Raw genomic sequence first — 19103 nt, forward strand, 5'->3', positions numbered from 1 at the left:
CCAGCCATGAACTCACGCCAGCGCCGTGGTGCCATCCTGTTGCTTGTCTCGGCCGTCTGCGCCGTCGGCGCCTTCTCCGGCGTCCTCGCGGTGATCGACGATGTGGACTCCAAGGTGGGCCCGGAGGTCACGGCCTATGAGCTCAGCACGGATGTGCCCGCCTACCAGCCGCTGACCGAGGGCCAGTTCAGAAAGGTCTCGCTGCCCAAGCGCTGGCTGCCCAGGACCGCGGTCACCGACCTCGGGGAGATCGGCGGCAAGATCGCGGTCAGCCGGCTGCACGAGGGCTCCCTGCTCCAGACCGACATGGTCGCCGACCGCCCGGCCCTCAAGCCGGGACAGCAGGAGATCGCCATCATGATCGACGCCGCCACCGGAGTGGCCGGCAAGATCACCCCCGGTTCCCAGGTGAACATCTACGCCACCTTCCCCGGCGAGAACGGCGGCCAGCCCCGCGCCCGGCTGATCGTCGGCAACGCCAAGGTCATCGACGTGGGCAAGCTCACCGCACTCCAGCCCAGACAAGGCGAGGCCGCCCCGGCCCGGGAGGCGGTGCCCATCACCTTCGCCCTGGAGACCCTGGACGCCCAACGCGTCGCCTACGCCGAGTCCTTCGCCTCCCATGTCCGCCTGGCGCTGATCGCGCCCGGCGACCAGAGCCCGGCCCCGCCGAGCCAGCGCGACTACACCTTGAACGGCGACAAGTGAGGTGAGGGATGGCCATCAGAATCCTGCCGGCCGTCGGTGACGCGGACGCGGCCCGCACGGTGACCACGCTGCTCGGCCAACTCCCGGACACCGAACCCGCCCAGCCGGCTGGTGACTCCACCAGCCTGCTGGACACCCTGGCCCGCCTGGCCGCCGCATCGGTCGCCGAACTGCCGGAGATCGTCCTGGTCCATGAGGGCATCGGCCCGGTACCCGCCCTGGAGCTGGTGCGCGAGATCGCCCTGCGCTTCCCGGCCACCGGGGTGATCCTGCTGACCGCCGACGCCAGCCCCGCGCTGTTCTCCGCCGCCATGGACGCCGGCGCCCGCGGCCTGGCCGGACTCCCGCTTTCCCACAACGAGTTGGCCGCCCGCGTCCGCGCCACCGCCGACTGGGCCCGCGGCGTCCGCCGCCACCTGGGCGCCGAGCCGGACACCCCCGGCGGCCCCGGCGGCACCGTGGTCACCGTCAGCGGCGCCAAGGGCGGCGTGGGCACCACCGTGATCGCGGTGCACACCGCGCTGGCCGCCCGGGCCACCGGCCGCCCGGTGGCGCTGGTCGACCTGGACCTGCAGAGCGGTGACATCGCCTCCTGCCTGGACGTCCAGTTCCGCCGCTCGGTGGCCGACCTCGCCGGGATCCACGACATCTCGCCCCGGGTCCTGCAGGATGTGCTGTTCACCCATGAGACCGGCCTCGGTCTGCTGCTCTCCCCCGCCGACGGCGAACGCGGCGAGGAAGTGGGCGAACGCGCCGCCCGCCAGATCATCACCGCGCTGCGCGCCCGCTACCAGGTGGTGGTGGTCGACTGCGGCACCCAGCTGACCGGCGCCAACGCGGCCGCCATCGAACTGGCCGACACGGCCGCGCTGGTGCTCACCCCGGATGTGGCCGCGGTGCGCGCCGCCAAACGCACGGTGCGGATGTGGGAGCGGCTGAAGGTCCGCAAACCGGAGGAGACCATCGCCGTGGTCAACCGGGCGGTGCGCACCGCGGAGATCCAGCCCCCGCTGATCGAGCGGATCACCGGCGCCCGGGTGGCCCGCACCGCGGTACCCGCCCGCTTCAAGGACCTGGAACCGGTGGTCAACTCCGGCCGGCTGCACGACCTGGACGCCCGCAGCCCGGTCCGGCAGGCCATCTGGAGCCTGGCGGGCGAACTCGGCCTGGTGGCCGGCACCGCGGCGCCGGTGCCGGCCGGGCGCCGGGGCCGGGGGAGGAGGGGTGGATGAGAACGGACGACCGGGGCCAGACCTCGGTGGAGTTCCTGGGCCTGCTGCCGCTGATCCTGCTGGTGCTGGCCGTCCTCTGGGAGTGCGTGCTGGCCGGCTACACCTACACCCTGGCCGGCGACGCGGCCGACCGGGGCGCCAGACAGGGCGCCGCCGCGCTGCCCTCCGGCGACCAAGCCGCCTGCCGGCAGGCCGCGCTGGACAAGCTCGGCGACTCCTGGCGGGCCGGGGCCGAGGCCCCCGAGTGCCACCCGGACGGCCCCGACCTCTACCGGGCCAGGGTGACCCTCAAGGTCCCCGTGCTCTTCCCCGCCCTGGGCAGCTTCCCGCTGCCGGTCACCGGAGAGGCATCGGCGGCCCGGGAGCGTGAACCGTGGGAGGGACCGTGAAGGAGCGATCCGCGCCGGGGCGCGCCCAACAGGGCCAGACCACGGTGGAGTTCATCGGCATGCTGCCGGTACTGCTGCTGATCGGCCTGGCCGCGATCCAGCTGGGACTGGTGGCCTACACCGCCGAACAGGCCGGCACCGGCGCCCGCGCCGCCGCCCGCGCGGCGGCCCGCGGCGACGCCGCCGAGAGCGCCGGCCGGGCGGCCATGAGCGGCTGGCTGGCCAGACGCGCCCGGATCGGGGTGAGCCCGGGCGGCGACGAGGTCACCGCCACCGCCACCGTGGAGGTCCCCTCCGTCATCGGCATCGACCTGGGCGCCACCATCTCCCGGTCGGTCACCATGCCCAACGAGCGGCCGGCGGTGACCCCATGAGCCTGCGCGCCCGCCTGAGCACCCCCGAGACCGTCAAAGGCGGCCACGAGGAGAACCACCTGGTCGCCGCCTACCGCGCCAAGCTGCTGGAGGAGATCGACCTCGCCGAGATGTCCCCGCTGGCCGCCGCCGAACGCCGGACCCGCCTGGAACGGGTGCTGGGGCACATCATCAGCCGCGAGGGCCCGGTGCTCTCCACCCAGGAACGCTCGCTGCTCATCCGGCGGGTGGTGGACGAGGCCCTGGGCCTGGGCATCCTGGAACCGCTGCTGGAGGACGCCTCCATCACCGAGATCATGGTCAACGGCCCGGACCAGGTCTTCGTGGAACGCTCCGGCCGGGTGGAGCGGCTGCCGCTGCGCTTCGCCTCCGAGGACCAGCTGATGCAGACCATCGAACGGATCGTCTCCACCGTCAACCGGCGGGTGGACGAGTCCAACCCCATGGTGGACGCCCGGCTGCCGTCCGGCGAACGCGTCAATGTCATCATCCCGCCGCTCGCCCTGTCCGGCCCCACCCTCACCATCCGCCGCTTCCCCCGCGCCTACAGCCTCAGCGAACTGATCGGCCTGGGCTCGCTGGACGAGCAGATGCTGCTGCTGCTCTCCGCCCTGGTCCGGGCCAAGTTCAACATCATCGTCTCCGGAGCCACCGGCGCCGGGAAGACCACCCTGCTCAACGCCCTCTCCGGACTGATCCCGGAAGGCGAACGCATCATCACCATCGAGGACTCCGCCGAACTCCGCCTCCAGCAGCAGCATGTGATCACCCTGGAGGCCCGCCCGCCCAATATCGAGGGCAAGGGCCAGATCACCATCCGCGACCTGGTGCGCAACTCCCTGCGGATGCGCCCCGACCGCATCGTGGTCGGCGAGGTACGCGGCGGCGAGACCCTCGACATGCTCCAGGCCATGTCCACCGGCCATGACGGCTCCCTCGCCACCGTGCACGCCAACAGCGCCGAGGACGCCCTGATGCGCCTGCAGACCCTGGCCTCCATGTCCGAGGTGGAGATCCCCTTCCCGGCCCTCAAGGACCAGATCAACAGCGCCGTGGATGTGATTGTCCAACTCACCCGCAGCGCCGACGGATCCCGCCGGATCAGCGAGATCGCGGTACTGCACTCCCGTGGCCGGGAGGACTACCGGATCGCCACCGTAGGCCGGTTCCAGGCCTGGCCGCTGGGCTCCGACGGCGTGGTACGCGGCGAGTTCGGCTACCACCCGCTGCCGCCGCGCGTCGCCGAACGGCTCCGCCTCAAGAACGAACCCGTCCCCCCGGCCTTCGGCGTGGCCGCCGCCGAGGACCAACTCGCCAGCCGCCAAGCCCGATAGGAGACCGCCCCCCGCCATGACCCACACCGCCCTGCTGACGATCGGCGCCACCGTACTGTGCTGCCTGAGCGCCATCGCCGGGGTGCACAGCTACGCCACCGGCCGGGCCCAGCGCGCCGCCCTGGCCGCCCGGCTCACCGACCCCGGCGGCGTCCCCGGCGGCCGCCACCGCCGGCCCTTCACCGGCCTGGACCGCCGGCTGCGCCGCACCGCCCTGGGCAAACGGATCGAACACCGGCTGGCGGCCACCGGACTGGCCCTCACCCCCGGTGAGTTCCTCGTCTGGATGCTCACCGCCGCCACCGCCCTCTGGGTGGCCGCCGCCCTGCTGCTGGCGCCCTTCTTCGGCCCCCTGGCCGCCCTGGCCGGACTCTGGGGCGCCTTCGCCTTCCTCAACTGGCAGCGCCAGAAACGCAATGAGCGCTTTATGAACCAACTCCCCGAACTCGCCCGGGTGATGGCCAACGCCACCCAGGCCGGACTGGCCCTGCGCACCGCCCTGGCCATGGCCGCCGAGGAACTGGAGGACCCGGCCGGCGAGGAACTCTCCCGCGTCGCCGACCGGCTGGCCATCGGCCACACCCTGGACGACGCCCTGGACGAACTCGCCAGACGGCTGCCCTCCCGCGAACTGGCCGTCCTGGTCACCACCCTGGTCCTGGCCAACAAGGCCGGCGGCACCCTGGTCAGCTCCCTGCGCAACCTCACCGTCACCCTGGAGGAACGCAAGGAGACCCGGCGCGAGGTCCGCACCCAGCTCGTCCAGGTGACGGCCACCGCCTATCTGGTGCCCGCCATGGGCCTGGGCGCCCTGCTGCTGATGGACCGCATCTGGCCCGGCGCCCTGGACCGGATCACCAGCTCGGTGGCGGGCCAGGCAGCGGTGATCGTCTCCCTGGGCCTGTATGTCCTGGGCTTCTTCCTGATCCGCCGCCTGGGCAAGATCGACGTCTGAGGACTCCGAGGACTCACCATGGGACTGCTGCTCGCCCTCCTCACCGGCCTGTCCACCGCCGGCGCCTGCTACGGCCTGTACCTCTGCCGCGCCGAAGCCCACCTCCCGCCCGACCTGGCCATCGCCCTGGAAGTGGGCGCCACCCGCACCGGCGCCGCCGGCTCCCTGATCGACCGGCTGGGCATGCGCTACGCCCCCCTGGTGCTGCGGCTGATGGGCCCCGCCCGGGTCAGCCGGGTGCGCCGGCGCATCGACCGGGCGGGCAACCCCGGCGGCCTCACCCTGGACCGCTATGCCGCCCGCCGCTTTGTCTACGGCCTCACCGGCCTGGTGGGCGCCCTGGTGATGCTGGCCGCCGGACAGTGGATCCTCGTCCCGCCGATGCTGGCCTTCGCCGCCTTCTGGGTGGAGGTGGGCATCCTCACCGCGGTACGCGCCCGCCGGAACGCCATCGAACGCACCCTGCCCGACTTCCTGGATGTGCTCGCCGTGGTGGTCTCCGCCGGACTGGGCTTCCGGCAGGCCCTGGACCGCACCGCGGAGAAGTACGCCGGACCCTGGGCCGACGAACTGCGCATCACCCTGCGGCAGATGGACATGGGCGTCAGCCGCCGGGAGGCCTTCGACGACCTGCGCCGCCGCAATGACTCCGAGCAGGTCGCCATGTTCGTCACCGCACTCCAGCAGGGCGAGGAGCTGGGCACCCCCATCGTGGAGACCCTGATCGCCATCGCCACCGACATGCGGCGCACCGACGCCCAGAACGCCCGCCGCAAGGCGGCCCGAGCGGTGCCCAAGGCCACCACCGTGGTCACCATGATCATGGTCCCGGCCACCCTGATCCTCATCGGGACGACCATGTTCCTGGGCTCCGGACTGCTCGGCTGACCGGGAGGGTTCAGGTTGGCGCACCCAGACGCACCGCCCGCGCTCAGAATCCAGCTCAGCGCCCTGCAGGCGCTGTGCCGGCAGGTCTTCGGCTTCCGGCTGGCCATGATCGCCCTGGCCACCCCTTTCGCCCTGCACGCGGTCCAACGGGGCTGGCCCACCTGGCCGATCGCGGGCGCCGTGCTGTGCACCGCGACGGGCACCTGCGTCCTGATAAGGGACTGGGAGCGCTTCGGCCCGCTGCTGCTGCGCCACCCGGCCCTGCTGGGCCTGGACACCCTGGCCGGCGCGCTGCTGCTGTTCGCCGCCGGCCCCGACAGCCCGCTGGCCTATGCCACCCTGTGCACCCCGCTGCTGGCCGGCCTGGTCTACGGCTGGCGCGGCGCCGGCTTCTTCGCCGGCCTCACCCTGCTGATCGTCGCCCTGGCCTACCTCGGCAGCCGGCACCCCGAGGTCACCCTCGCCGGGTCCACCCTGCTGCCCGGTGTCTGTGTGCTGGCCGGGGCGGTGGGGGTGACGCTGCGCGGCCTGGTGCTGCGCTTCGGCGCCGCCAGCGAGGCCCTGACCGAGACCCGCTCCCGGCTGGCCGTCAACGAGGCCGTGGAGGCCGAACGGGCCCGGCTGGCCCGGGAGATGCACGACTCGGTGGCCAAGACCCTGCACGGCCTGGCCCTGGCCGCCGAGGGGCTGGCCCGCAGCACCGACCGGCTGGACCGGCAGCAGACCCGCACCCAGGCCGAACTGGTGGCCCGCGCCGCCCGCCGGGCGGCCGCCGAGTCCCGCGAGCTGCTGGCCGGGCTGCGCCGGGAGTCCGGCATGGACGGCGGCGTCACGCTCGGCGCCGAACTCGCCGGCTGCCTGGCCGACTTCACCCGCCGCACCGGACTGCCCGTCGCCTGCCACACCCCGCCGCCCGCCGCCCCGCCGGTGCCCCGCCCCATCGCCGCCCACATCGTGGCCATCGTGGCCGAGGCCCTGGAGAACGCCCACCGGCATGCCGGCGCCGGCCGGCTGGAGGTCAGCGCCGAGGCCACCGACGGATGGCTGCGCGTCCTCGTCCGCGACGACGGCCGCGGCCTGCCGCCCGCCCTCACCCTGGACGACCTGCGGCGCACCCGGCACTTCGGGCTGCTGGGCATGGTGGAACGGGCGGCCCGCATCGGGGCCAGGATTCGCATGGGCAAGGGCCGGTCGTCCGGTCAAGGCACCGAGGTCCGGCTGGAGTTGCCGCTGGCGGCGCTGGGTCCGGCGCCTCCGGCCGCTCCGTACTCCGCACCGTCCTCCGCCCCGTACTCCGCGCCGTGCTCCGGATCACCGTCCGCTCCGTCCGGCTCGTCCGCCCCGTCTGCCCCGTCCGCTCCATTCGCCCCGTCCGACGACAGGAGGCCGCACCATGCCGCACCCGCTCCGCGTCCTGGTGGTGGATGACAACCCGGTGGTCCGGGCCGGGCTCACCGCCCTGCTCTCCGGGCGCCCGGACCTGACCGTGGTGGCCGAGGCCGCCGACGGCCGCCAGGCGTACCGGGCCGCCCGCCGCCACCTGCCCGATGTCGCCCTGCTGGATGTGCGGATGCCGGATGCGGACGGCCTGTCGGTGCTGCCCTCGCTGGTGGAGCTCACCGCGGTGCTGATGCTCACCTGCAGCGGGGAGAGCGAGACCGTGCACCGGGCGCTGCGGCTGGGCGCCGGGGGCTATCTGGTGCACGGGGAGTTCACCGCCGAGGAGCTCATCACCGCCATCCATGACCTCAAGGCGGGCCGTGCCCATCTGACCGTCACCCCCGCCACCGCGCTGCTCGCGCAGATGCGCGCTTCTCTGAGCCCTTTGCGTAAGCAACTTGATCTGGCACAGTGCCAGTTGAGCCGAAGGGAGGCGGAGGTGATGGACCTCATCGCGTCCGGCATGACCAACGCCCAGATCGCCGCCGCCTGCTTCATCAGCGAGAAAACCGTCAAGAACCACATCAACCGCATCTTCACCAAGCTGGGGGCGGACAACCGGAGCCAGGCCATCGCCCTGTGGCTGGGTACGGCGCGATACGAGGTGCGGCGATGAGCCGCCATCGGGTCCGGGTTTGGGCCCGCGGGCCCAAGCCCGGGGGACACCGGCGGGCGTACCTTCGCCAAGTCACCGGCAGGGCAGGCCGGATGGGCCGGATGGGCCGGATGGGAGGGGATGAGCGTGAGCGACAGACTGCTGAGGGCGGCGGTCGGCACCCGGGTGCGGATCGGCTCCTGGCGGGACACCTGCGTCCAGCGGATGTTCCGGGACGGGAGCTCCCGGGGGCAGACCGCGGCGGAGTACATCGGCATGATCGTGGTAGTGGTCGCGATCATGGCGGCCGTGGCCGGGTTCACCGACATCGGAACCACCATCAAGAACAAGATCATCGCAGCGATCAACAAGATCGCCACCTGATGCGTGCGGCCGCCCCGGGCGGCCGCGAGGCCGGGCAGGCACTCCCCATCTACCTCACGGCGGTGGCGGGCCTGCTCTTCCTCGCGTTCGCCTTCTTTGTGGTGGCCCAGGTGGCCGTGGTCAGGAACGGCTCCCAGTCGGCCGCCGACGCCGCCGCCCTGGCGGCCGCCCGCGACGCCCGGGAGCAGCTGCGCGGCCGGCTGATCAACCAGCTGTCCGTACCGCCGAGTTGGCCGGCCCTGGTCCAGGGCGTCGGCCTGGTGGACCCCGCCGCCTGCCAACAGGCGAGGAGCTTCGCCGCCCGCAACCGGTCCGACGCGCTCGCCGGCGACGAGGGCTGCCACCCGATCCCCGGCCCGCGCACCGGCTTCGGCGTCAAGGTGCGCGCACGGAAAGGCATCGGCAGCACCCTTCTGCCGATCGAGGACAAGCACGCCGAGGCGAAGGCGACCGCGGTCATCCGGCCCAGATGTGTACTGCTGCCGCCCCCGCCCAACGACGGCCATCTCCACCTGGGTTGTGCCGGCGGCCGCAGCTGGGACATCGACCCCCATGCGCCCGCCGTCCCGGGAAGCCTGCCGAGCGCCGCCGACCTGTACGCGGTGCGGCTCACGGACTGACGGAACGAGTAGAGGACGAACGGCAATGAGACTCTGGCAGCGCCCCTGGCGGCGTCACCTCACGACGGCCGTCTCGTCGGCCGCGGTTCTCGCCCTGACGGTGTCCGCCTGCGGCAGCGACGACCACCGGAAGGCGGACGGCCACACCACCGGCCAAAGCTCCACATCCACATCCACGTCCACATCCCGGCCCGTACAGGCCGAGGACGGGGGCAAGGCGGTCAGCACGCTCAAGGGGCCGGAGGGCATATCCCTGGACGTCACCTCGGCGACCCGTGACGCCGGAGGCTTTGTCACGGTCAACGGCACCCTCAGGAACGCCGGCACCGAGGACTTCACCTCCACCCAGGAGTGGACGGGCCCCGAACTGGCGGTGATCCGGGGCGCCGGCGGCAGCTCACTGGGCGGCGCCACACTGGTGGACGAGAAGGACAAGAAGCGCTATTACACCCTGCGGGACACCGAGAACCGGCCGCTGGCCAGCACCGGGCTGGCCATCATCAAGGCGAAGTCGGAACAGAAGGTCTATATGCAGTTCCCCGCCCCGCCGAAGTCCACCACCCAGGTGGACCTCCAGATCCCCACCTTCCAGTCGGCCGCCGTGAAACTGACGGACGGGTGATCCCATGCCGTCCGTCCCCAGGCGCCCGCTGTCCGCCGCCCTCCTCTGCGCGGCGCTGGCCGCCCTGTCCACCGCCACCGCCCGCGCGGACGATGTCCCGCCGGCACCCTCGGTCTTCCAGGGCCGTGTCGACCCGCACGCCCCGGGACTGAAGCTCCTCCCCGGCAAGTCGCTGGCCCCGCCCAAGGTCCTGGAACTCAAGACCATCATCGGCGACGAGGGCGGCAGGGAACGCCGCGAGGACTCCACCTCCGATGTGAAGTTCGAGCTCCAGGCCGAGGTGCTCTTCCCCAAGGACAGCGCCCAGCTCGCCGGTAACTCCCGGATCAGGGCCATCGCCGATGAGATCAGGAAGCAACGGGCCCACCAGGTCCAGATCTTCGGCTTCACCGACAACCTCGGCTCCCACGACCACGGACTGGAACTGTCCAAACAGCGCGCCGACGCGGTGCAGAAGGAACTGGCCAAATACCTGGACGCCGACGTCAGTTACCAAATCCGCGGCTATGCCGAGGACCGTCCGGTCGCCGCCAATGACACCGAGGAGGGCCGGGCCAAGAACCGCCGGGTGGAGGTGACCTTTCCGCGCGCCGGCTGAGCCGCCGCCCTTCGCTGCCGCCCCTTCGTTCCCTCCCCTCGTCCAGCCCGGCGGAAATCCCGTGCATATGCCTGCGCGGGGGAGGCGGCACGTGCAGGATGGGCCCGGTGGTGAGTCGGCGATGCCCGGGAGGACTCTGTGTGGCGCGGCGCCAAGTGGAGGGTCGGCCTGACCGCCGCCGCGGCGGCCGGCGCGCTGCTGACCGGCCCGCCGGCCCCGGCCGCCGCCGACAGCGCCGAACTGCCGGAGTACCGCACCGCGCCCGGCGCCACCACCATCAGCGGCAGCCCCTCGGCGGGCGGCGGCCCCCTGCTCTCGCCCGGCACCCACACGGACGCCCTGGGTCCCGGAGAGAAGAAGTTCTACACCGTCCACCTGGACGCCGGCTCCGACGCCTATGTCTCGGTCGTCCTCATCCCCGCCCCCGGCACCACCCTGCGGCCGGAGCGCGTCCGGCTGTCGCTCTCCGGCCCGGACGGCCGCGACTGCGACACCGGCCAGACCCGGCTCGCCGACGGCGACAGCGCCCACCCCCTGGCCCTGCTCGCCGTCCGCCGCCCCACCGCGGACGGTGGCGCCTGCCACCGGGCCGGCACCTACCGGGTGATCCTGGACCGCACCGCGGAGACCACCGACCCCAAGGCCCCGGTCTTCCCCATCGAGCTCAAGTACATGTCCGAACCCGGCCTCAAACCCGGCGCCCGCTCCGACTCCCTCTCCACCGACGGCAGTTGGAACACCGACCCGCCCACCCCGCCCACCGCGCCCACCCACGACACCACCGGCGGCACCGGCTTCAATGACGCACCGGCACTGGGCAACGGCGTGTGGCACGACCGGCTCCAGCCGGGGGAGACCCGCTTCTACCGGGTCCCGCTCACCTGGGGCCAGCAGCTCTCCGCCGCAGCCGAACTCCCCCGGACCCTCGCCCCCGCCGGCTTCTATGTCGCCGACGGCGTACGGGTCGCCCTCAACAACCCGGCGCGCGGCCCCGTGACCGAAACCACCCGCGCCTACCAGGGCACCGCCCAGACCCTCACCCTGACCACCGCCCCCGTCGCCTACACCAACCGGCTGCGCGCCGCCAACGATCCGGCCGGCGCCATGCGGGTGGCCGGCTGGTACTACCTCCAGATCGGCCTCCACCACCGCCTCGGCGAGGCCGCCAGCGCCGCCCTGCCGCTCACCCTGCGCATCACCGTGACCGGCGACGCCAAGGCCGCTCCCCCCTACCGGGGCGACCCGGTGGCGGCCGGCTTCGACATCCGCGCCGACCCCAACGCCGCCCCGGACGCAACCGGCCCCGGCCTGCGCCGGATCGTCGGCTACACGGGCGTGGGCACCGGCAGCGCGCTGCTGCTCTGGCTGGGCTGCTGGTGGCTGCTGGCCCGCTTGCGGGCGGGTCGGCCGCCTCACTGACCGGGGCCCGGATATCCGAGCGCGGGGCGCCCGCCGCCGCTGCCGAACTCCGTGCATGGACCGCGACTTGACCGCCCGGCTCGCCCATACCCGCCACCCGGTCGCCGCCCCGCTGCGCGAATGCGACGGCACCTGGGGCATCGACCGCCCCCGCCCCGGCACCGAGGGCACCAAGGTATGAGCCAACTTGCCGCACCACGGCGCCAAGTCCTATGCCGGGATGGCCCCCGGTGCAGATACCCGGCGTGTCCCAGGGATTTGGGGCGGGAAAGTGACGTCGGTCAGGGGGTGACCGCCACCCGGACCCCCGGCCGCAGCCCCCAGCCCGCCATGGCCCCGGCCGCCGACTCCAGGACGTGGCGGCTGCGCAGGCGGGGCGCGCCGAGGCGGCCCGGGTGCATGGTGTGTACGGCCAGGACGGTCAGGTCTCCGGAGAGGTAGGCCACGTCGATGGCGAAGCGCATGCGGAAGGTGTGGACGCTCGCGGCGGGGGTGAGGAGGAGGGCGCCGTCGATGGTGTCCCGGCCCAGCAGGCCGCGGGTGCGGGCGCGGTAGGAGGCGGCGATCTCCAGGGGGATGGATGTGCCGCCGGGCAACCGGAGTTGGGCGGGGCCGTCCTGCCAGTGCCGGCGCGGCATGATGCACCCTTCCTCGCCTCGGTCTCGGTGAACTTCCGGTTCGGGTGACCAAGTTATCCACAAGGGGCCCATCCCTCACAGGGGCCAGCGGGAAGTCGCGTGTCTCCCTAACCTCGGCTCATGGACTGGTTGTTGGTGATCCTCGCCGCGCTCTACGGCGCCATGGCCGGATGGCTGGTGCCAAGGGCGCGGTACCGGCTGTCCGTTGAAGAGGGGGAGGAGTGGCGCTCGTCGGCGGAGTGCGGGCATGCGATCGGAGGGCGGGCCGGTGGCTGGCTGGGCGGCGGGCGGTGTGGGCGGTGCGGCGGAAGATATGGGCCGGGGGCGGCGGGGCCGGTGGTGGTTACCGCGGGAGGGTGTGCCGGGCTGGCGCTGGCCACCGGCTGGCGGCCGGAGCTGGCGGTGTGGCTGCCGGTGGCACCGGTGGCGGTGCTGCTGGCGGAAGTGGACCGGTCGGTGCGGCGGTTACCGGATCTGCTGACGCTGCCCCTGGCGTTGGCGGTCACCGGGCTGCTGGGGGCGGCCGCGCTGATACCGGGGGCGGGCGGCTCCTGGCCCGGGGCGTTGCTCGGTGCGGCGGCCTTCGGCGGGTGGTACTTGCTGCTGTTCCTGATCCACCCGAGAGGTATGGGGTTCGGCGATGTGAAGCTCGCGGTGGGGCTGGGCGGCGCACTGGGCTGGTACGGCTGGCCGGTGTTGATCTTCGGCGGCTTCGCGGGGCTGCTGGCGGGGGCGGCCTATGGGTGCTGGCTGCTGGTGGTGCGCCGAGCCGGGCGCGGGGCGACGCTGGCCTTCGGGCCGTTCATGATCGGCGGGGCCTGGGCGGGGGTGATGCTGGGCGGGTGGTCGGCGCATGGATGACCGGGAGAGCGATCAAGGGGCGGTACACGCAAAAAACGTAAAAGAGCTTGCACCGGGATTGCGATCATGCATGCACCGTGACAGGGAATGACGGAGTGTGACGCCCCAAGGGATCGGGCCCGTCAAATCGCCGATGACTTTATGCAACATTTTTGGAAGCGTCGCGACACGCCGGGCCGTGCAGACCCGCTGGTCTGTTATCCCCCGGAAGCCCAGTGCTGACGCGGCTTCCAGGGCGGCCAGCTGATCGTTTCCAGACCCAAAACCAAGATCGGTAAGGCGGTTTCGGGTCAGCGTGGCAACGGTTGTCACCCTCGCGCATGCACAGAGCACGCCCTCCGACCGGTTATGGTGGAAACCCCCCCTCGGGCCGGTCCGTATCCCCCCCACGGACCGGCCCGTTTTCTTTTCGGGGCCCTCACCCTCCGTAGTGGCGCGCTCTCCTATGGACCGCTCCGGCCACTTCCGAGGGTGTTCCGATCCCGACCGGTCACCGGCGACGGTTTCCCATCGGTTCCCAGCCGGGGGTCAATCGGGGCTCAATCGGTTCCGCAGCGATTAGGAATCGCCGCGCCGCGCCCAGATGTTGACGCCCTCGGTGCTCACCGCGAAGGAATCGATCTCGGCGAGCTCCTCCTTGGTCAGCGCGGGGGCGCTCAGGGCGGCCACATTCGCCTCCAGCTGGCGGACGCTGGAGGCGCCGGTGAGTGCCGAGGTCATGCGCTCGTCGCGCAGCACCCAGGTCAGGGCCAGCTGGGCCAGGCTCTGGCCGCGCCGTGCGGCGATCTCATTGAGGCCGCGCAGGCGGCGCACCACGTCCTCGGTGAGCAGGCCGGGGTCCAGCGACTTGCCCTGGGCGGCGCGCGAGCCCTCCGGGACGCCCTGGAGGTACTTGTCGGTCAGCAGGCCCTGGGCCAGCGGGGCGAAGGAGATACAGCCCATGCCCTCGTCCTCCAGGGCGTCCAGCAGGCCGTCGTCCTCCGTCCAGCGGTTGATCATGGAGTAGGAGGGCTGGTGGATCAGCGCGGGCACGCCCATCTCCCGCAGCAGGCGGGCGGCTTCGCGGGTCTGTTCGGCGCTGTAGGAGGACACCCCCGCGTACAGCGCCTTGCCCTGCTGGACGGCGGACGCCAGGGCGCCCATCGTCTCCTCCAGCGGGGTGTGCGGGTCGAAACGGTGTGAGTAGAAGATGTCGACATAGTCGACACCCATTCGGGCCAGGGAGGCGTTCAGGGACGACAGGAGGTACTTCCTTGAGCCCCACTCACCGTACGGCCCCGGGTGCATCAGGTAGCCGGCCTTGGTGGAGAGCACCAGCTCATCGCGGTAGGGACGGAAATCCTGGGCGAAGAGCTTGCCGAAGTTCAGCTCCGCGGAACCGGGCGGCGGGCCGTAGTTGTTGGCCAGATCGAAGTGGGTGACGCCCAGGTCGAAGGCTCGGCGCAGAATGGCCCGCTGGGACTCGAGGGTGCGGTCATCGCCGAAGTTGTGCCACAGTCCAAGGGAGATGGCAGGCAGCTTGAGGCCGCTGCGCCCGGTTCGCCGGTACTCCATGGAGTCATAGCGGGTATCGGTCGCGCGGTAAAGCGAGGGATCGGTCATATGGCCACTGACTATCACGGGCCGGTGACAGCCCGAGTTGGGTCCTCGCGACACGCTGGCAGTAATGTGGCGCCCTCATGGGGCGACCGAACTGGCACTGGCATGGAGGGGCTGGAAAGACGTGAAGTTGCGCGACCTGGTGTACAGGCTTTACGCACGCCGGGTGGAAGGCCGCCTCGACCACGCCCAGGTGCCCAAGCACATCGGTGTCATCCTCGACGGCAACCGCCGCTGGGCGCGGGCCGACGGGCGGACCACCGAGCAGGGGCACCAGGCCGGCGCCGACAAGATTCATGAGCTGCTGGGCTGGTGCGATGAGACCGATGTCGAGGTCGTCACCCTGTGGATGCTCTCCACCGACAACCTGGACCGGCCGCCGGCGGAACTGAAGCCGCTGCTGGCCATCATCGAGAACACGGTGCGCGGGCTGGCCGCCGACGGCCGCTGGCGGGTGCACCATGTGGGCACGCTGGACCTGCTGCCGCCGGAGACACAGGCGGTGCTCAAGGAGGCCGAGCAGGACACCCTGGGCGTCGGCGGGATACTGGTCAATGTCGCCGTCGGCTACGGCGGGCGGCAGGAAATCGCGGACGCGGTGCGGTCGCTGGTCCTGGAAGCGGCCGATAACGGCACCTCCTTCGAGGAACTCGCCGAGATGGTGGATGTCGACCACATCACCAAGCACCTTTACACGCGCGGCCAGCCGGACCCGGATCTGATCATTCGCACCAGCGGCGAACAGCGGTTGTCGGGATTCATGCTGTGGCAGAGCGCGCATTCCGAGTACTACTTCTGTGAGGTCTTCTGGCCGGCCTTCCGGAAGGTCGACTTCCTGCGCGCGCTGCGTGATTATGCGGCGCGGCACCGCCGTTACGGCTACTGAACGGTTACCGGGAAGGCACATACCGGCAACGGTGCGTAAACGCCTCAACGGGCGTGAGTGCGCAGGGCATTTGCCCGGGTCGTGCGCCGGTCGGCGCCGTCGGCGGACCGGTCGTTCACCTGCGCGTCGCATATGCCGTTGCATGGTCAAGCGGCTGGGCGGGAATATCCCCTGCAGGCCGGCGGTCGATCCCATGACCGTCGCTCTGCAAGCGGACGGCATGGGGCCGTTCGCCCGGGAGGCCCTTTGCACACGGACGACGACCGTGCGGTAGCGGAGCGGACCAGAGACGCCGCGGCTCGCACGGACGACGTGAGGGGTCGTCGGACGGCCCTCCAAGGGGCGTGGTCCCGGCCCGTTCCCCGCGACGACGTCGCGTCCACACCTCTCCCCGAGGGGGTTCGTGCACCCTATGGTGACCAGCAAGAAGCGCCGTGAGAACGACCGGCGCACGTATGTCCTCGACACCAGCGTGCTGCTGGCGGACCCGGGGGCCATCGCCCGCTTCGAAGAGCACGAGGTGGTGCTCCCGGTGGTGGTGGTCACGGAGTTGGAGGCCAAGCGACACCACCCCGAACTGGGGTATTTCGCCCGCAAGGCGTTGCGTTCGCTGGACGAGTACCGGGTGCAGTACGGCCGGCTCGACGCCCCGATCCCGATCGGTGAGCTGGGCGGCAGCCTCAGGGTCGAGCTCAACCACTCCGATCCCGCCATACTCCCGGCGGGCTTCCGCGCCGGGGACAATGACTCGCGCATCCTGGCGGTCGCCCGCAACCTCCAGGCCGAGGGCTATGACGTCACCGTGGTCTCCAAGGACCTGCCGCTGCGCATCAAGGCGTCCTCGGTGGGTCTGCTGGCCGAGGAGTACCGCGCCGAGTGGGCCATCACCGACTCGGGCTGGACAGGCATGGCGGAGCTGACCGTCACCGCCGAGCAGGTGGATCGGCTCTTCGCCGAGGAGCGGGTGTGCCTGCCGGAGGCGGATGAACTGCCCGTGCACACCGGGCTGGTGCTGCAATCCGAGCGGGGCAAGGCGCTGGGGCGGGTGACGGCGGACGGCTCGGTGCGGCTGGTGCGCGGTGACCGGGAGGCGTTCGGCATCCATGGCCGCAGTGCCGAGCAGCGGGTGGCGCTGGATCTGCTGCTGGACCAGGAGGTGGGCATCGTCTCGCTGGGCGGGCGGGCCGGCACCGGCAAGTCGGCCCTGGCGCTGTGCGCCGGGCTGGAGGCGGTGCTGGAGCGGCGCCAGCACCGCAAGGTGATGGTGTTCCGTCCGTTGTATGCCGTGGGCGGGCAGGAGTTGGGGTATCTGCCGGGCAGCGAGGCGGAGAAGATGAGCCCCTGGGCCCAGGCGGTCTTCGACACCCTCTCGGCGGTGACCACCGCCGAGGTGATCGAGGAGGTGGTGGGGCGCGGGATGCTGGAGGTGCTGCCGCTGACCCACATCCGCGGCCGTTCGCTGCACGACGCCTTTGTCATCGTCGATGAGGCACAGTCGCTGGAACGCAATGTGCTGCTGACCGTTTTGTCGCGGATCGGCGCCAACTCCCGGGTGGTGCTCACCCATGACGTGGCCCAGCGCGACAACCTCCGGGTGGGGCGCTATGACGGAGTGGTGGCGGTGGTGGAGAAGTTGAAGGGTCATCCGCTCTTCTCCCATGTCACCCTCACCCGCTCCGAGCGGTCGCCCATCGCGGCGCTGGTGACGGAGATGCTGGAGGACGGCCGCATCTAGGGCCGCCGGCGGGGCAGTTGGGGACGGTGCGCGGCAAAGCGAGGAAGCCTAGCCGCGCGCCGTTGTGTTGTGCCGGTCTTTCCGCAAATCCTGTCGGGTAAACGGGATGTGACCTTTCCCACGCAACGGAGAATTGCTTCCTGGCGTGTCGTTCGGGCAGAGTCTGGTTCCTGTCAGGCCCCGCATACGGCGGTTGCCCCCCAGGGGGCATGTGCCACCACCAACTGAACAGCGTCGCCGTATGCCGCCCGGGTACGGGCCAGTGTCGCCAGTGACCGGCCGGTTCCGCAGTGCGGGTCCGGCCAGCGGAGACCAGCGCCAGGGGCACGATTGCGCTCGCGAGGTCACCGATGCGGGCGATGCTGGAAGGAAACCGTGTGAGCCGGATCTCGGTCCGGGGATTCGCCGTGGCATCTGCCACTGCGGTCACCGCCGTTGGCGCCGTCGCAGGTGTCGCCTCGGGTAGTGAGCAGGGTACGACCAACAAGGTCGAGGCCTCTGCGGCCGACGCGACGATCCTCGCGGACATCCCCGCGGGCCATGGCGCCCAGGTGCAGGCCGCCTCCCTCACGCAGCAGGCGGACACCCAGGCTGAGTCGGCTCAGTCCACGGCCAAGAAGGACGCCGAGGAAGCCGCGCGCAAGCAGGCCGCCAAGGACGCCACCGCGAAGAAGGAAGCCGCGGACGCCGCCAAGAAGAAGGAGGCGGAGGAGAAGGCCGCCAAGGAGCACGACGACAGCGAGACCGCTGCCAGCCGTTCCGCCAGCCGCTCCAGCCTCGACTTCCCGGTCAAGGGCTCCTACTCGACCGCGGACGTCCAGGCGATGGCCCGGCAGATCGTCCCCGGCGACCAGTTCCAGTGCTTCAGCAACATCGTGAACAACGAGAGCAGCTGGGACTACACGGCCACCAACGCCTCCTCCGGCGCCTACGGTCTGGTCCAGGCGCTGCCCGGTTACAAGATGGCCTCGGCCGGCGACGACTGGCGCACCAACCCGGCCACCCAGATCAAGTGGGGCCTGAGCTATATGAACGACCGCTATGGCAGCCCCTGTGGCGCCTGGTCGTTCTGGCAGGCCAACCAGTGGTACTGAGCACGCCTGTCTGACCGTGCTCGCCTGATCTCGCGACGCCCCCGGCCGCTGTCGGCCGGGGGCGTCGTTGTATTTCCCGCCGCTCGTTCAACTCGTTTAAGCGGACGCCTTCTGCCGCTGCTGCAATGCCCGGGCCGCCGCCACCCGCCGAGGGGCGAAGGGGTCATCCCCGGAGCCGGCTCCTCGGCCCGGTTCACTGGACCAGCGGGTGAGCTTGGCCGCCAGCGCATGGAGCCGGGGGTCACCGGGGCGGACATCGATCTGGAAGTGACTCTCCTTCACCAGCTTCTTGTCGTCACCGCCCCACCGCACCACACCGTCGCACTGGGCGAGGATGTCCCGGATGATGGCTTCCTCCCGGGGGAACAGACCGCCCTTCGCCGCCACCGGGTACATATCCGGGCGTATGGCGATGGCCGTGCCCGACAGGTAGTTCGACTCGTAGGGTGCGGCCACCTTCCGATGGGTGGTGTGGCCGGTGACCCCACCCTTCTCAAGGGCGCCGATCTCATAGTGAAAACGACGGGCCACATAGAGCAGCACAGCAGCGACATCTCCGGAGCGGAGCGTGACGGGAACGTTGCTGCCCTCGATCTTCACCGTCTCGACGCCGGAAGACCGCCCGCCGCCGACAATGGGCCAGCCGTTCGCGCTGGTTTTTCCGGTCCATTCACCCGTGGTGTTCGCGGTTTGAGCCAGTGCCGGAGTCCCCAGGCCGGCTGTCAGGACCGC

General features: G+C 71.4%; 22 protein-coding genes. 19 read left to right on the forward strand and 3 right to left on the reverse strand.

Translation table 11 applies throughout. From position 1 onward, the window contains the following. The first annotated feature begins 6 nt into the window (after positions 1 to 6). The 15 genes from cpaB to ACIHFE_RS19075 all read left to right on the forward strand — a co-directional run bounded on the left by cpaB (position 7) and on the right by ACIHFE_RS19075 (position 11739). Positions 7 to 708: a Flp pilus assembly protein CpaB gene (gene cpaB, locus ACIHFE_RS19005; protein ID WP_400107934.1), complete on the forward strand. Its 702-nt coding sequence runs from the start codon at positions 7 to 9 to the stop codon at positions 706 to 708. Between the two features lie 8 nt (positions 709 to 716). Beyond that, entirely contained in the window at positions 717 to 1940 is a 1224-nt protein-coding gene (locus ACIHFE_RS19010; RefSeq protein WP_400107936.1) for a CpaE family protein, read from the forward strand. Continuing rightward, positions 1937 to 2329 carry a TadE/TadG family type IV pilus assembly protein gene (locus ACIHFE_RS19015; RefSeq protein ID WP_400107937.1) on the forward strand — a complete coding sequence of 131 codons (393 nt, stop codon included), beginning with the start codon at positions 1937 to 1939 and terminating at the stop codon, positions 2327 to 2329. The genes ACIHFE_RS19010 and ACIHFE_RS19015 overlap by 4 nt, the downstream gene beginning before the upstream one ends. Continuing rightward, on the forward strand, positions 2326 to 2703 hold the full coding sequence (locus ACIHFE_RS19020; RefSeq protein WP_400107940.1) for a TadE family protein: 378 nt from the start codon (positions 2326 to 2328) through the stop codon (positions 2701 to 2703). Before ACIHFE_RS19015 ends, ACIHFE_RS19020 begins: the two co-directional genes overlap by 4 nt. Then, complete coding sequence (locus ACIHFE_RS19025) at positions 2700 to 4037, forward strand: CpaF family protein (RefSeq protein WP_400107942.1); 1338 nt, start codon at positions 2700 to 2702, stop codon at positions 4035 to 4037. The genes ACIHFE_RS19020 and ACIHFE_RS19025 overlap by 4 nt, the downstream gene beginning before the upstream one ends. A 16-nt stretch (positions 4038 to 4053) precedes the next feature. Further along, complete coding sequence (locus tag ACIHFE_RS19030; RefSeq protein WP_400107944.1) at positions 4054 to 4992, forward strand: type II secretion system F family protein; 939 nt, start codon at positions 4054 to 4056, stop codon at positions 4990 to 4992. An 18-nt stretch (positions 4993 to 5010) separates the two neighbouring features. Then, positions 5011 to 5880, forward strand: coding sequence for a DUF5936 domain-containing protein (locus ACIHFE_RS19035; RefSeq protein WP_400107946.1), 870 nt, complete (start codon positions 5011 to 5013; stop codon positions 5878 to 5880). A 15-nt stretch (positions 5881 to 5895) separates the two neighbouring features. Continuing rightward, on the forward strand, positions 5896 to 7308 hold the full coding sequence (locus tag ACIHFE_RS19040) for a sensor histidine kinase (RefSeq protein ID WP_400107948.1): 1413 nt from the start codon (positions 5896 to 5898) through the stop codon (positions 7306 to 7308). Then, positions 7274 to 7936, forward strand: coding sequence for a LuxR C-terminal-related transcriptional regulator (locus ACIHFE_RS19045; protein ID WP_400107950.1), 663 nt, complete (start codon positions 7274 to 7276; stop codon positions 7934 to 7936). The genes ACIHFE_RS19040 and ACIHFE_RS19045 overlap by 35 nt, the downstream gene beginning before the upstream one ends. A 126-nt stretch (positions 7937 to 8062) precedes the next feature. Beyond that, entirely contained in the window at positions 8063 to 8299 is a 237-nt protein-coding gene (locus ACIHFE_RS19050) for a hypothetical protein (RefSeq protein ID WP_400107952.1), read from the forward strand. After that, positions 8299 to 8919: a pilus assembly protein TadG-related protein gene (locus ACIHFE_RS19055; protein ID WP_400107954.1), complete on the forward strand. Its 621-nt coding sequence runs from the start codon at positions 8299 to 8301 to the stop codon at positions 8917 to 8919. Before ACIHFE_RS19050 ends, ACIHFE_RS19055 begins: the two co-directional genes overlap by 1 nt. A 25-nt stretch (positions 8920 to 8944) precedes the next feature. Beyond that, entirely contained in the window at positions 8945 to 9541 is a 597-nt protein-coding gene (locus tag ACIHFE_RS19060) for a hypothetical protein (RefSeq protein ID WP_400107956.1), read from the forward strand. A 4-nt stretch (positions 9542 to 9545) separates the two neighbouring features. Continuing rightward, a complete protein-coding gene (locus ACIHFE_RS19065; RefSeq protein WP_400107958.1) occupies positions 9546 to 10139 on the forward strand; it encodes an OmpA family protein in 594 nt (197 codons plus the stop codon). Positions 10140 to 10277: 138 nt separating this feature from the next. After that, positions 10278 to 11558: a hypothetical protein gene (locus ACIHFE_RS19070; RefSeq protein WP_400107960.1), complete on the forward strand. Its 1281-nt coding sequence runs from the start codon at positions 10278 to 10280 to the stop codon at positions 11556 to 11558. Between the two features lie 55 nt (positions 11559 to 11613). Continuing rightward, on the forward strand, positions 11614 to 11739 hold the full coding sequence (locus ACIHFE_RS19075) for a hypothetical protein (RefSeq protein ID WP_400107962.1): 126 nt from the start codon (positions 11614 to 11616) through the stop codon (positions 11737 to 11739). 100 nt (positions 11740 to 11839) lie between these two features. Here ACIHFE_RS19075 and ACIHFE_RS19080 read toward each other — a convergent pair whose 3' ends face one another. After that, positions 11840 to 12196, reverse strand: a complete 357-nt coding sequence (locus tag ACIHFE_RS19080; protein WP_400107964.1) for a DUF192 domain-containing protein — start codon at positions 12194 to 12196, stop codon at positions 11840 to 11842. Between the two features lie 120 nt (positions 12197 to 12316). On the opposite strand from ACIHFE_RS19080, the gene ACIHFE_RS19085 reads away from it, so the two are divergent. Next, positions 12317 to 13057, forward strand: coding sequence for a prepilin peptidase (locus ACIHFE_RS19085; protein WP_400107966.1), 741 nt, complete (start codon positions 12317 to 12319; stop codon positions 13055 to 13057). Positions 13058 to 13615: 558 nt separating this feature from the next. Here the strand turns inward: ACIHFE_RS19085 and mgrA are convergent. Continuing rightward, positions 13616 to 14659 carry an L-glyceraldehyde 3-phosphate reductase gene (gene mgrA / locus ACIHFE_RS19090; protein ID WP_400107968.1) on the reverse strand — a complete coding sequence of 348 codons (1044 nt, stop codon included), beginning with the start codon at positions 14657 to 14659 and terminating at the stop codon, positions 13616 to 13618. Positions 14660 to 14780: 121 nt separating this feature from the next. Between mgrA and ACIHFE_RS19095 the strand changes: the two genes are divergently transcribed. The 3 genes from ACIHFE_RS19095 (at position 14781) to ACIHFE_RS19105 (ending at position 18371) form a co-directional block, all read left to right on the forward strand. Next, positions 14781 to 15542 carry an isoprenyl transferase gene (locus tag ACIHFE_RS19095; protein WP_400107970.1) on the forward strand — a complete coding sequence of 254 codons (762 nt, stop codon included), beginning with the start codon at positions 14781 to 14783 and terminating at the stop codon, positions 15540 to 15542. A 412-nt stretch (positions 15543 to 15954) separates the two neighbouring features. After that, positions 15955 to 17277 (forward strand): PhoH family protein, encoded by a 1323-nt coding sequence (locus ACIHFE_RS19100; RefSeq protein WP_400107972.1) that lies wholly within the window; start codon positions 15955 to 15957, stop codon positions 17275 to 17277. A gap of 359 nt (positions 17278 to 17636) precedes the next feature. Beyond that, positions 17637 to 18371, forward strand: coding sequence for a transglycosylase SLT domain-containing protein (locus ACIHFE_RS19105; RefSeq protein ID WP_400107974.1), 735 nt, complete (start codon positions 17637 to 17639; stop codon positions 18369 to 18371). Positions 18372 to 18467: 96 nt separating this feature from the next. On the opposite strand, the gene ACIHFE_RS19110 is transcribed toward ACIHFE_RS19105, so the two are convergent. Further along, positions 18468 to 18971: a hypothetical protein gene (locus tag ACIHFE_RS19110; protein WP_400107976.1), complete on the reverse strand. Its 504-nt coding sequence runs from the start codon at positions 18969 to 18971 to the stop codon at positions 18468 to 18470. Positions 18972 to 19103: the final 132 nt, after the last annotated feature.

The organism is Streptomyces sp. NPDC052396 (genome assembly GCF_044593195.1).
In the GTDB taxonomy this organism is placed as follows: domain Bacteria; phylum Actinomycetota; class Actinomycetes; order Streptomycetales; family Streptomycetaceae; genus Streptomyces.

Coding starts and splice junctions, on each gene's coding strand:
- cpaB (WP_400107934.1), top strand. CDS start 7: ATGAACTCACGCCAGCGCCGTGGTGCCATCCTGTTGCTTGTCTCGGCC.
- ACIHFE_RS19010 (WP_400107936.1), top strand. CDS start 717: ATGGCCATCAGAATCCTGCCGGCCGTCGGTGACGCGGACGCGGCCCGC.
- ACIHFE_RS19015 (WP_400107937.1), top strand. CDS start 1,937: ATGAGAACGGACGACCGGGGCCAGACCTCGGTGGAGTTCCTGGGCCTG.
- ACIHFE_RS19025 (WP_400107942.1), top strand. CDS start 2,700: ATGAGCCTGCGCGCCCGCCTGAGCACCCCCGAGACCGTCAAAGGCGGC.
- ACIHFE_RS19030 (WP_400107944.1), top strand. CDS start 4,054: ATGACCCACACCGCCCTGCTGACGATCGGCGCCACCGTACTGTGCTGC.
- ACIHFE_RS19035 (WP_400107946.1), top strand. CDS start 5,011: ATGGGACTGCTGCTCGCCCTCCTCACCGGCCTGTCCACCGCCGGCGCC.
- ACIHFE_RS19045 (WP_400107950.1), top strand. CDS start 7,274: ATGCCGCACCCGCTCCGCGTCCTGGTGGTGGATGACAACCCGGTGGTC.
- ACIHFE_RS19055 (WP_400107954.1), top strand. CDS start 8,299: ATGCGTGCGGCCGCCCCGGGCGGCCGCGAGGCCGGGCAGGCACTCCCC.
- ACIHFE_RS19060 (WP_400107956.1), top strand. CDS start 8,945: ATGAGACTCTGGCAGCGCCCCTGGCGGCGTCACCTCACGACGGCCGTC.
- ACIHFE_RS19065 (WP_400107958.1), top strand. CDS start 9,546: ATGCCGTCCGTCCCCAGGCGCCCGCTGTCCGCCGCCCTCCTCTGCGCG.
- ACIHFE_RS19075 (WP_400107962.1), top strand. CDS start 11,614: ATGGACCGCGACTTGACCGCCCGGCTCGCCCATACCCGCCACCCGGTC.
- ACIHFE_RS19080 (WP_400107964.1), bottom strand. CDS start 12,196: ATGCCGCGCCGGCACTGGCAGGACGGCCCCGCCCAACTCCGGTTGCCC.
- ACIHFE_RS19085 (WP_400107966.1), top strand. CDS start 12,317: ATGGACTGGTTGTTGGTGATCCTCGCCGCGCTCTACGGCGCCATGGCC.
- mgrA (WP_400107968.1), bottom strand. CDS start 14,659: ATGACCGATCCCTCGCTTTACCGCGCGACCGATACCCGCTATGACTCC.
- ACIHFE_RS19100 (WP_400107972.1), top strand. CDS start 15,955: ATGGTGACCAGCAAGAAGCGCCGTGAGAACGACCGGCGCACGTATGTC.
- ACIHFE_RS19105 (WP_400107974.1), top strand. CDS start 17,637: ATGCTGGAAGGAAACCGTGTGAGCCGGATCTCGGTCCGGGGATTCGCC.